General features: G+C 75.6%; 9 protein-coding genes. 3 read left to right on the top strand and 6 right to left on the bottom strand.

Annotated elements, in window-relative coordinates; genetic code table 11:
* Positions 1 to 115 precede the first annotated feature (115 nt).
* Together BGP03_RS14885 and BGP03_RS14880 are read left to right on the top strand one after the other, a co-directional pair.
* Positions 116 to 538 carry a hypothetical protein gene (locus tag BGP03_RS14885; RefSeq protein WP_298801114.1) on the top strand — a complete coding sequence of 141 codons (423 nt, stop codon included), beginning with the start codon at positions 116 to 118 and terminating at the stop codon, positions 536 to 538.
* Positions 535 to 996 carry a ferritin-like domain-containing protein gene (locus BGP03_RS14880; RefSeq protein ID WP_296366301.1) on the top strand — a complete coding sequence of 154 codons (462 nt, stop codon included), beginning with the start codon at positions 535 to 537 and terminating at the stop codon, positions 994 to 996. Before BGP03_RS14885 ends, BGP03_RS14880 begins: the two co-directional genes overlap by 4 nt.
* 487 nt (positions 997 to 1,483) lie before the next feature.
* On the opposite strand, the gene BGP03_RS14875 is transcribed toward BGP03_RS14880, so the two are convergent.
* A complete protein-coding gene (locus tag BGP03_RS14875; protein ID WP_298801113.1) occupies positions 1,484 to 2,491 on the bottom strand; it encodes an aminotransferase class V-fold PLP-dependent enzyme in 1,008 nt (335 codons plus the stop codon).
* Between the two features lie 146 nt (positions 2,492 to 2,637).
* Between BGP03_RS14875 and BGP03_RS14870 the strand changes: the two genes are divergently transcribed.
* Positions 2,638 to 3,048 carry a secondary thiamine-phosphate synthase enzyme YjbQ gene (locus tag BGP03_RS14870; protein ID WP_296366297.1) on the top strand — a complete coding sequence of 137 codons (411 nt, stop codon included), beginning with the start codon at positions 2,638 to 2,640 and terminating at the stop codon, positions 3,046 to 3,048.
* A 90-nt stretch (positions 3,049 to 3,138) separates the two neighbouring features.
* Here BGP03_RS14870 and BGP03_RS14865 read toward each other — a convergent pair whose 3' ends face one another.
* The 5 genes from BGP03_RS14865 to BGP03_RS14850 all read right to left on the bottom strand — a co-directional run bounded on the left by BGP03_RS14865 (position 3,139) and on the right by BGP03_RS14850 (position 11,745).
* Positions 3,139 to 5,397, bottom strand: a complete 2,259-nt coding sequence (locus BGP03_RS14865) for an FHA domain-containing protein (RefSeq protein WP_298801112.1) — start codon at positions 5,395 to 5,397, stop codon at positions 3,139 to 3,141.
* Between the two features lie 113 nt (positions 5,398 to 5,510).
* On the bottom strand, positions 5,511 to 7,259 hold the full coding sequence (locus BGP03_RS14860) for a proline--tRNA ligase (RefSeq protein WP_298801111.1): 1,749 nt from the start codon (positions 7,257 to 7,259) through the stop codon (positions 5,511 to 5,513).
* Between the two features lie 82 nt (positions 7,260 to 7,341).
* Positions 7,342 to 7,776 carry a dCMP deaminase gene (locus BGP03_RS35925; RefSeq protein ID WP_363093797.1) on the bottom strand — a complete coding sequence of 145 codons (435 nt, stop codon included), beginning with the start codon at positions 7,774 to 7,776 and terminating at the stop codon, positions 7,342 to 7,344.
* Positions 7,769 to 8,425, bottom strand: a complete 657-nt coding sequence (locus tag BGP03_RS35920; protein WP_363093795.1) for a dihydrofolate reductase family protein — start codon at positions 8,423 to 8,425, stop codon at positions 7,769 to 7,771. Before BGP03_RS35920 ends, BGP03_RS35925 begins: the two co-directional genes overlap by 8 nt.
* Before the next feature lie 35 nt (positions 8,426 to 8,460).
* The gene (locus BGP03_RS14850) at positions 8,461 to 11,745 is read right to left on the bottom strand and encodes a DUF4397 domain-containing protein (protein ID WP_298801110.1); all 3,285 of its coding nucleotides are present in this window, start codon (positions 11,743 to 11,745) and stop codon (positions 8,461 to 8,463) included.
* Positions 11,746 to 11,790: the final 45 nt, after the last annotated feature.

The following is an 11,790-nucleotide window of genomic DNA, read 5'->3' as shown; positions in this document are numbered from 1 at the left end:
GTCGTCTGCACTGTCGTCTGCACTGTCGTCTGCACTGTCGTCTGCACTGTCGTCTGCACTGTCGTCTGCACGGTCCTCGCGGCCTGCGCTGTCGCGCCGCCGTCTGCTCGCCGGGATGCTGCTCGCTCCCCCGGCGCTGGCCGGCTGCTCGTTCGGCTCCTCGACGAAGGACCCGGGCCCCGACCCCCTGATCGCGCTGGCCGCCGCCGCCCGCGCCGACGCCGCGCTGGCCGCCGCCGTCGTCGCGGCCACACCGGAGCTGGCCGACCGCCTCACCCCGCTGCGCACGGCCCGCACCGACCACGCCACGGCGCTGGACGCGGAGGTCGCCCGCCTGGCCCCCGGCGCCACCCCCGCACCCGCTCCGGGAACGGCCACCCCCGCCGGCACCCCCGTCACGGCGGCGGCGGTGCAGGCGGCCGTGCTGGCGTCGGGGAAGGCCGCCTCCGCCGCGGCGCTGACGCTGCCCGCGGAGCGCGTCGGGCTGGTCGCCTCGGTGGCCGCCTGCTGCGCCACGTACGCGGCGGTGCTGGCATGAGCTCGCCCGGCAACAGCTCCACGATCGACCCCACGGCGGCCGCCGCCCTGCAGGACGCGCTGGCCGCCGAGCACGCCGCGCTGTGGGTGTACTCGCTGATCCTGGCGTTCCTGCCGGCCGCGCAGCTCGACCGCGCCCGCGCCGACGAGGAGGCCCACCGGGTGCTCCGGGGCGCCATCGAGCAGACGCTGACGCAGATCGGCACCCGCCCCGTCTCCGCCCAGCCCGCCTACGCCACCCCGAAGCCGGTCACCGACGGCGCCTCGGCCGCGGCGGTCGCCGTGGTGGCCGAGACCGACGCCCTGGCCGCCTGGCGGTCGGTGGTGGAACGCACCACCGACCGCGGCCTGCGCCAGGCGGCCCTCACGGCGCTGACGGAAGGCACCCTGCGCTGCGCCCAGTGGCGGGCCGTGGTGAACACCCCACCCGCGATCCCCACCTTCCCCGGCAGACCCTGACCCGCGGCCGGTCCCGCGCGGGCCGGGTGCGCCCGTCCACGGCCGTGGCGTAGCGCGTGCCCGGCCGGGCGGGGTGGGCGGGGCAGGCCGGGCGAGGCGCGCCGACGTGGCGGAGTACCACCATGATCACCGATTCGGCGCAGAATCGGCCACATCCGGCCGGAAACGCACCCAGCCGCCGATCATGGTCGGGGGAGACCACGCGAGGACCCCATGATCAGTGCTCACCGCACCCCACCGCCCCCACCACGACCACGACGTGCGACGACAGCCGATCATCACAGGGCCGGCTCCTGATGGGGAAGCAGATGGCGATCGCCACCCCGGTGCCGCCCGACACGTTCCCGGCAGACCGCACGCCCGGCGCGTTCGCCGTTCCACCGCGCGAGTCCGCCGTTTCGCCCGCCCGCCCGTGCACGAGCCGGTCCACGCGGCGCCGAGACGGTGAACTCAGCCGTCGAGACGGCGAACTCGCCGGCGGAGGGGGTCACGTGAGGGCGTTCAGGGCCCTCGCCACGTCGGTGTCGTCGGAATAGAGGTGGAAGGCCAGGCGGGCGGCGCCGGCCCGGACCGCCGCCACCACCCCGGCCGCCGCCAGGCGTTCGGCCGCGCCCTCGCGGGCCACCGCCACGATCGCCGACCCGGTGGGTTCCATGCCCAGACCCTTGCGGAAGGCGTCGGCCAGCCCGACGCAGTGGGCCTGCACGGCCGCCCGGTCGAGGCCCGCCAGCCACGGCAGGGCCACCGCCGCCCCGGCCTGGCAGTACCAGGCGGGCGACGTGTCGTAGGCGCGGGCGTCGGCGGCCAGGCGCAGCGGCAGGCCGTAGACGCTCGTCCAGGGGTCGTCACCGGCGTACCAGCCGGCCTGGTTCGGGACGAGGTCCAGGTCCTCGCGCACCGCCATCCACGCCACGCCGCGCGGGCTCAGCAGCCACTTGTAGCCGGTGGCTACCACGACGTCGGCCCAGCCGAGGTCGGCGTCGAGCCAGCCGACCGACTGCGTGGCGTCGAGCACCACCCGGGTGCCGGACGCGCGGGCGGCGCGCAGGGCGTCGAGGTCGACGATCCGCCCGTCCGCCGACTGCACGACGCTGACCACCACGACGTCACATTCGCGCGCACGCTCCCCCACCTGCTCGAGCTCGACCTCCACGGGCGTGGACCGCGCCGCGAACGGCCACGTGACGCTCGTGAAGTCGCCACGGGCCACCAGCACCCGCGCCCCGGCGGGCAGGCTCGCCGCCACCATCCCGAGCATCCCCGACACCGTCGAGCCGATCGCCACCCGCTCGGCCGGGAAGCCGACCAGCCGCCCGTAGGCCGCACGGGCGAGCGCGACGGGCACGTCGAAGTCGGTGGGCCTGCCCGCGCCGGTGCGCCAGTCCTGCACGGCCGCGGCCACGGCGTCCGCGACCTGCACCGGAGGAATGCCGACGCTCGCGGTGTTGAGGTAGCCGTCCGGGACGTCGAACGCGGATCCGAACGCGGTGCGCATGCCGGCAACCCTACGGCGCGCCGGAGGGATCCCCGCCGAGCGAGTGGCGGCCAGGTGGTGCATCGCAGGGCCGCGACGACCCCGCGAGGTACCTACCTGGGCGTCGCACAACCGGCTGGAGATCGCTCGGACGTACCCTCGGGCCCATGGACAGCGAGTTGATCGAGATCCGCACAGGCGGCCGCGAGACCGTCGCCGACCTCACCGCGGAGATCGCGGCGTTCCTGCGGTCGGTCGGCGCGCGCGAGGGCCTGCTCAACGTGTGGGTGCCGCACGCCACGGCCGGGCTCGCCGTGATCGAGACGGGCGCCGGAAGCGACACGGACCTGCTGGCCGCACTGCGCGACATCCTCCCCGCCGACGACCGGTGGGACCACCGCCACGGCAGCGCCGGACACGGTCGCGACCACGTGCTGCCCGCGATCGTCGCGCCGTCGATGTCGGTGCCGGTGCTGGACGGGCGCCCCGCGCTCGGGACGTGGCAGTCGGTGTGCCTGGTGGACACCAACGGCGACAACCCGGTGCGGTCGGTGCGGCTGTCCTTCCTGGCCGGGTGACGTGCGACGACGCCGCCATGACCGGCGGTTGGGTGCGAATCCGGCCGGATCTGGCCGACAACGCGCCGAACGCCTGATCATGACCGGGTTCTAGCCCACGGCCATCGGCGGCTCGAACACGAACGTCCGCCCGCCCATGCGCACCCGGGTGCCGGGCAGCAGCAGGCTGGTGCGGCCCGGGGCCAGTGGGGTCCAGCCGCTGTCGTCGGGGCCCGCGACGAACGTGCCGTTGCGCGAGCCGGAGTCGACCAGCACCACGTCCCAGCCGTTGATCAGGATCTCCGCGTGCACGCGCGACACCGAGCCCGACCGGTCCTCGACGACGATCGGCTGCAGCTCACCCGAGCGGGCCCGGGGGTCCGCCTCGGGCATCCGGCCGACGAGGTACTCGGCGTCGACGGTATACGTGGCGCCGTCGTCGAACACGATGCGCCCCAGGGGCGGCCGCGGGCCCACGACGTCCTCGCCCGGCCCCACGGGCGCCCCGCACGCCACACACGCGGACGAGCGCGGGTCGTTGAGGTGCCCGTCCCCGCACAGCAGGCCGTGCAGCAGCGGCTCGTCGTGGTCGGGCAGGGCCTCGCCCGGACCGGTCTGGTCCTGGGGTCGCGGTGCGGGTGTGGGCACGCGGCCCGGGCGCGGAGCGGGGCTCGGCGCCTCCTCGACGTCGGGGGCCCGTTCGTCGGGCACACGATCTTCAGGGAAACGGTCATCGGAGGCACGGTCACCGGGTGCACTGTCATCGGGCGCACGGTCACCGGGCGCCGGCTGGGGCTCCGGGGCCTCGGGCGCCTCGTCGGTGAACGGCTCGGGTTCCACGGCGGCCACGGCGTCGACGGCGTCGACGGGCGTGGCGTCGTCGGCTCCCTCGAACCGGTCGGCGGCCGGGCCGGCCTCGTGGTGCTCGCTCTCCTCGACCGGCGGCGGGAGCGCGGCGGCAGGAGGGTCGGTACGGAGGAAGGGCTCGTCCTCGTCCGTGGGCGTGAGGTCGACCCCGACGATCGCGTGGCGGCCCTCCTGGAGCTGGTCGGCCGGATCGTCCCGGATCACCGGGTCGGCCGGGTCGACCCACACCTGCGCCCGCTCGTCCGCACGGGCCGCGCGAGCGGAGCCACCCGGCGGGGTCGGCGGCTCGGTCCAGGGGCCACGACCGGGCCGGGCCTCGTCGACGGGCCGGGGCTCGTCGGCACGGCCGGGGCGCGGCTCGTCGACACGGCTGGGGCGGCCGTCGTCGACGGGGCCGGGCCAGCCGTCGTCGACGGGGCCGGGCCGGCCGTCGTCGACGGGGCCGGGCCGGGCGAGCAGGGCCTCGGACGGGGCGGGCCGGGTGTCCTCGGGCCGGACATCTTCGGCGGGGGGTTCGCTCCAGGGCCAGCGGCCCGAACCGGGTGCGGGAGCGTCCGGCCCGGTGGGGTCGGCCGGCGCCGGACCCGCATCGGGCGGGGCACCGCCCTCGGACCAGTCGGCGAACCACTCGTAGCCGTTGGGCGTGCGCGGGTCGGCGCGGCGTGGCCCGGACCGCCGGTCCCGCAGGCCGTCGCCGTCGGACGACTCCTCGGCGAGTAGGCTCGACACACCGTTGCGCGGGGTCCTGTTGCGCACCACGCCGTTCGGCCCGGCCCCGTTCGGCCCGGCCCCGTTCGGCCCGGCCCCGTTCGGCCCCGCCCCGTTCGGTGCCCCGTCCGGCACCGCGACGTTCGGTGCCCCGTCCGGCACCGCGACGTCGGGCGCCACGGAGGACCGGGCCACCGCGACCTGGCCCACCGCGGTCTGCCCGCCTCCGTGTGCGGCCCCGATGTGGGCGGGGGTGCGGATCGTCGGGCCGTCCAGCGCGGACGACGTCCCGGGATCCGGACGGGGCGCGGCAGCGCGGCCGACGGGGAAGAGGACCGCGCCCGCGCCGGGGACCACACCCGCCCGCAGGTCGTTGACGCCGTCGGCGAGGCCGGCCGGCGGGCGTGCGCCGTCGAGTGACAGCACGACGGGGGCGCCCGGCACGGGGATCAACCGGTCGGTGAACGTGGCCGCGTCGGACCCCGAGAGGGTCACCGGGCTCCCCGGCACCACGACGACGACCGAGCCGACGAGGAACACGCCCAGCTGGTTGCCCGCGGTGGCGACGGTGCCGAACTCCAGGTCGTCGCCGGGCGCCCCGGGGCCGCCCATCCACGTCGCGAGACGCCGCGCGAGGGCGCGCCCGGGGTCGGATCCGGCCGCCCCGGCGCACACGTCGAGCAGCTTCAGCAGCACGTCACGATCGCTGCACCGGGCCACGCAGAGCAGGCCCGGATAGCGTGCGACGACGCCGTCGCCGGTGATCACGGCGGCCCGTGCGATGTCGACAGTCACCTGGTCCGGCCTCCCCCGAGGAGCTCACACATGGCTCACAGTCTGCCGGGCCGGTGACAGCGCGTTGACGGCAGGGACTCTCCTTCCGTCCCAGGTCAACGCAGCGTAATCGGTTACTCGCCGCGTGCGAGCCCGACGAGGTGCTCGACCGCACCGTCGAGCGGGATCTCGACACGCTCGCCGCTGCGCCGGTCCTTGACCTCGATCACGCCGGTGGCCAGCCCCCGACCGGCGACGACGATGGTCGGAACACCGATCAGCTCGGCGTCGGCGAACTTCACGCCCGGCGAGGCCTTGCGGTCGTCGAGCAGGACGCGCAGCCCGGCGGCCTCGAGGTCGGCGGCCAGCGCGGCACCGCCGGTGGCGATCTCCTCCTGCTTGCCTGCGACCACCACGTGCACGTCGTACGGCGTGACCGCGCGGGGCCACACGAGCCCGGAGTCGTCGAAGTTCTGCTCGGCGATGACCGCGACGAGCCGCGAGACGCCGACGCCGTAGGAGCCCATCGTGATGCGGACGGGCTTGGAGTCCGGGCCCAGCGCGTCGAGGGAGAACGCGTCGGCGTACTTGCGACCGAGCTGGAACACGTGCCCGATCTCGATCCCGCGCGCCGCCGCCAGCGGGCCGCTGCCGTCGGGGGCCTCGTCGCCCTCGCGGACCTCGGCGGCCTCGATGGTGCCGTCGGGGGTGAAGTCCCGGCCGGCGACGAGGTCGACGACGTGGTGGTCGGCCTTGTCGGCGCCGGTGACCCACGCCGTGCCCGTGACGACGCGGGGGTCGACGAGGTAGCGCACCCCGTTGGCCGCCAGCGACACCGGGCCGATGTAGCCCTTGACGAGGAACCCGTTGCGGGCGAAGTCGGCCTCCTCGAGCAGCGCCACCTCGGCGGGCTCCAGCGCGGCCTCGAGGCGCTTCATGTCGACCTCGCGGTCGCCGGGCACACCGACCCCGAGCAGCTCCCACTCGGTCTGGCCGGGCCGCCGGGTCTTGAGCAGCACGTTCTTGAGCGTGTCGGCGGCGGTGAAGGTGCGGCCCAGGTCGGCACCGTTGAGGAACGCCACCAGCGACTCGATCGTCGGCGTGTTGGGCGTGTGGTGCGCCTGGGCCTCGGGCAGCCCGTCCAGCGGGATCGCGGGCGGGGGCGTGGTGGTGACCGCCTCCACGTTGGCCGCGTATCCGCCGGGGCTCTGGACGAACGTGTCCTCGCCCGTGGGCGCGATCGCCAGGAACTCCTCCGACGCCGATCCGCCCATGGCCCCGGACGTGGCCGCGACGACGACGTACTCCAGCCCGAGCCGGTCGAAGATCTTGACGTAGGCGTCGCGGTGCTTGCGGTAGGACTCCGACAGCCCCTCGTCGGTGAGGTCGAACGAGTACGAGTCCTTCATGAGGAACTCGCGCCCGCGCAGGATGCCCGCGCGGGGCCGCGCCTCGTCGCGGTACTTGTTCTGGATCTGGTAGAGCATCACCGGGTAGTCCTTGTAGGACGAGTACTCGCCCTTGACCACCTGGGTGAACAGCTCCTCGTGGGTGGGGCCGAGCAGGTAGTCGGCGCCCTTGCGGTCCTTGAGGCGGAACAGGTTGGGGCCGTACTCGGTCCAGCGGCCGGTGGCCTCGTAGGGCTCGCGGGGCAGCAGCGCGGGCAGCTGGATCTCCTGGGCGCCGATGGCGTCCATCTCCTCGCGCACGATCTGCTCGACGGCGCGCAGCACCTTGAGCCCCAGCGGCAGCCAGGTGTAGATCCCCGGTGCGGCGCGTCGGACGTAGCCGGCGCGGACGAGCAGCTTGTGGCTCGGTACCTCCGCGTCGGCGGGGTCATCACGCAGGGTCCTCAGGAACAGCGACGACATCCGGGTCAACACCTGGTGAAGGGTAGCGGCGGCGCTCCCGCGCCCGTGAGCGGATATCGGTGCCGGGGCCCTGATTTCCGCTCACGACCTCTGATCAGCCCAGCAGGTGCCGGTTCGGCTCGCGGGCCGCGTCCGCCAGCTCGGGCAGCTCGACGACCTCCACCCCCGCCGCGCGCAACAGCTCCGCGCCCTCGCCCTCGACGAACGTCGACGGCTCCCGCCACGCGATCACCACCCGCGCGACGCCCGCGGCGAGGATCAGCTGCGTGCACGTGCGCGGCCGCGACGCCCGGGCGCTGCACGGCTCCAGCGAGCTGTAGACGGTGCTGCCGGGCGGGACCCGCCCGCCCAGATCGCCGAGCGCGGCCTCCTCGGCGTGCTCCGTCCCGCCGTCGCGGCGCGACCAGCCTTCGGCGAGCACGGCCCCGTCCGGCCCGACGACCAGCGCCCCGACCGAGAACGCCGTGTCCGACGGCGGGCAGCGCCGGGCCAGCTCGACGGCGTGGCGCAGCAGCGCCCGGTCATCCACGGCGCTCCCCCAGCCGGTAGCGCAGCAGCACGTGATCGCCCATGGGCCGGGCCTCGGCCAGCCGCATCCGCGTCGGCAGGGCGCCCGCGCCGACGAACCGCGGCGCGTCCGGGTCGCCGAGGAAGAACGGCGCGACGACCAGCTGGATCTCGTCCACCAATCCCGCGGCCAGGAACAGCGTGTGGATCGACGTACCGCCCTCCACCATCAGCCGCTCGACCCCCCGCGTGGCCAGATCGGCCAGGACACGGACGGGATCCACCGGTGCGCCGGCGTGGACGACCTCGGCCGGCACCGCCACCCGCGCAGGCTGCGAGGTGTAGACGATCCGGCGTCCGTCGCCGGTGGTGAACAGCTGGGCCGACGGGTCGAGGTCGCCGCTGCCGCTGATCACCACGCGCCACGGCTGCCCGATGCGGCCTGCCGCCACGCGTTCCGCGACGCGCTCGGCCGAGCGCACCAGCAACCGCGGATCGTCACGCCGCACGGTGGTGGCGCCGACGAGGATCGCGTCCACCCCGGCGCGTTCGGCGTCGACGCGGTCGAGGTCGGCGGCGTCGGAGAGCACCAGCCGCGTGCCGGACCGGTCGTCGATGCACCCGTCGACGGACATGGCGGCGGACAGCAGGACGAACGGGCGGCCTCTCACGGGGCCATCCTCCCCCACCGCGACGGGGTGGGCGGCTACCGCGGCCGCGGGGACGGGCGGTGCGGGAGGGCCGTCGTGTGCTCCTCCGCCACCATCGCGTCGCGCTCGGCCTGCAGCTTCGCGGCCGCCCGGCGCAGGGCCCCGAGGTTGCCGACGAACGCCGTGGCGTCCGGGTCACCGGGGCGGGCGGCGGCCAGCACGCTGGTGTGCTCGTCGGGCGGGAGCAGATCCGGCCGACGGGTCACGGCGGGCTGCTTCACGGCGGGCTCGGACACAGCGGGCTGCTTCACGGCGGGCTCGGACACAGCGGGCTGCTTCACGGCGGGCTGGGACACGACCGGCCGCGACACGGACGGCTCGACCGGGCGGGACACCGGCCGGACCGGGTGCGGCGCCGCCGGGCGGCCGGTCCGGCGCGGGGCCGGGATCACCGTGGTCCGCTCGGCCGTGGCGGCCGCCGCCGCGGCGCGGAGGGCGTCGATGTCCTCCACCAGCGCGGTGCCGTCGGGGTCCGGCGTCGTGACGACCGGGCGCGGCACCCGGCCCATGGTGACCTTCGGCCGGTTGAGGTGCACCGTCTCGTCGTCGGCGAACGGGATCGGGGCCGGTGCGGCCACCGCTGCGGCGTCGCCACCGCGGCGGCGCAGCAGGAACCCGAGCGCCGTGGCCAGCACCCCCCACACCAGGACACCGAGCGGCGCGTTGCCCAGCGGGTAGCCGGCCTTCGCGACCGTGAGCGCGGCGGCCGCGGCGGGAGCACCTGGCGCCACCGGCTTCAGCACGCCCGGGTGCGCGGCCGGTGTGGCAGCGAGCGGAGCGGCGGCGGGAGCGCGCGTCGGGTCGTCGACGACCGTGACCTGCGGGCCCTTCGCGCCGTCGGTGACGACCAGCGTCTTGACGTCGCGGTTCTTCAGCGTGACGGTGCCCGCGGTCTTCAGGGTGCCGCTCGTCAGCGTGAGCGGCACCGTGCCGGGGACGAGCTCGGCGTAGCCGGTGACCAGCCCGTAGGCGATGTCCTTGGCCAGCGGGCCGGCCCCGCCTGCGGCGACGGTCAGTCCGGGCGCCTTCTGCGCCGCGTCCACCAGGCGGACGACACCGCGGATGTCCGGGCCGGGGACGGCCGGGTCGGGCACCAGCTGGCCGCGCACGCCGCCGTCGGGGCCGGCGAACAGCATCAGTGTGTAGGCGGCACCCGGGTCGAGCGCGACGGCCTGTGTGACGGACGTGGGTGCGGCCGGGTCCTGTGGTCCCACCCCCAGCGTCGCGACGCCGGCGGGCACGGTCCGGTAGGTGCCGACGTCGCCGTACGGTCCGACGGCGATCGGGGCCACCGCGGTGCCGTCGACCCCGGCGAGGCGAACCCGCAGCGGGGCGGACCCGGGCACCAGGTCGAGCACCCGCAGCGCGGCGGGGCGACCCGGCGCCGGAGGCTTCGCGGCCGCGGCCAGCAGGCCCGACGGCGCGGCGGGCGGGAACGTCACGAGCACGCCGGACGGGCCGGCCGTCACGGCCTGCGGGGCGAACGCGCCCTGCTGGGCCCGGAAGTAGGCGACGAGCCGCGCCGCACGGGCCCCGGTGGCGGTGAACTGGATCTGGCGACGCGGGCGGCCCGCGGCGTCCTCGCCGGGCACCTGGGGCAGGTCGGCGACGAGCACCTCCTCGGTCGTGGCGACGTCGGACAGGGTGGCGAGCACCCGGGCGTCGACGGTGCCGCCGCGCAGCAGGTCCAGCACGGTCTGCTCGGCGTTCTCGCCGAGGCGGTCGGCCAGCGCGGCACCGATCGTGGCGCGCTCGGGCTCGTCGGCCGGGGCGGCGGCGTTCGGGTCGATGCGGCGCACCTCGACGCGGGCGGCGCCCGTCCCGAAGGTGGCGACGACCTGTGAGCCGGTCATCGCGCCGTGGACCTGGGCGAACGACGCCGGGAACTGGCGGACCGCGTCGGTGGCGACGATGTAGTCGTAGTCGCGCCAGCCGTGCGGGTTGAGCGCCTGGACGGCGGGGTCGGTGTCGAGCTTGTAGAACCACGCGACGTCGTCGCGCTTCCAGCCGGCCGTGACGAGGTCGGACCAGAACGCGTCGTCGACGATCAGGCGCTGGTCGCGGGGCACGTTGTCGAGCACCCACTGCTTCGCCTGGCGCATCGGGGCGTCCTGGTCGGCGGTGGTGAGGAAGTTCAGGGTGTCGTGCCAGCGGGGCTCGGCCACGACACCCGCCCCGGCGACGGCGACCAGCACGGCCACCGCAGCGATCTTGACGACGGGCACACCGACGCGGACCCGGCGCGCGGCCTCCTCGGCGACGCAGGCGATCAGCAGCGCGGCCAGCGGCAGCACCACGATCACGTACGGGATGGGCAGGTAGCCGCCGCGCAGCAGCATCGCGGCGAGCAGCAGGTAGCCGAACGCGACGGGGCGCAACGCCGTCACCGCGAGGGCGACGAGTGCGGCCCCCAGGCCGGCCGCGAGCAGGACCGTGTCGAGGGAGAGCCAGCCCGCGAGCGTCTGCTGGTTGGGCGAGCCGGCGGTGAACACGCTGCCGCCGGAGGTGCGGGAGAACAGCTGGAAGGTGATGCCGTCGACCAGGCTCACGTGGCCCTTGCCGGGCAGCAGCTCCGAGCGGACGGCGGCGGCGAGCAGGTAGGCCGCGATCAGCAGCCCGAACAGCGCTCCGGCCACGGCCATCGCGTAACGGCGGGTGCCGGTGTTGCCGCGCTGCCAGCCGAGCCAGGCCACCATCGGCAGCATCAGGAGCGCGGTCTCCTTGGTGAGCACCGCGACGGCGAGGCAGACGGCGCCGCCCATGTAGGCGAGCAGCCGGCGGCGCGGCGTGCAGAAGCAGACGGCGGCGGCGAGCACCCAGACCGTCGAGAGGTTGTCGAGGTACACCGTGCGCTCGTACTGCACGGCCAGCGGCGACAGCGCCAGCAGCGCGACGGCCGCCCCGGCGGCGATCCGGCCGTAGCCCAGGCGCCGCACCAGCACCCACAGCAGCGCGGCCGCGACGACGGCAGCGACGACCATGAACTGCCGCCCGGTGGCGACCGCGTCGGTGACCGGCCCGAACTTCTCGGCCAGCCCCAGCCAGCCGGCGATCTGCAGCCAGCCGAGCGGGGGGTGGTCGTACCAGTACGTGTAGTGGGTGAGCTCGCCGAGATGCAGCATCGCGTAGGCCTGGGCCATGTACGTGCCCTCGTCGTCGATGCGCTGCGGGGCGCCGACGAGGTTCACCAGGCGCATCACCGCCACCACCGCGAGCAGGGGCAGCAGGACCGCGGCCGTGACGAGGCGGGAGCGGAGCGCGGGGCGGGGCGCGGTGTCCATCGGATGACCCTTCGGGAGTGACTCGGTGCTGGCATCCATGCTGGT

The organism is Pseudonocardia sp. 73-21 (assembly GCF_001899645.1).
Classification (GTDB): Bacteria; Actinomycetota; Actinomycetes; order Mycobacteriales; family Pseudonocardiaceae; genus Pseudonocardia.
Note: the sequence above shows the minus strand (reverse complement) of the source record. Positions and strands in the feature narration are given on the sequence as shown.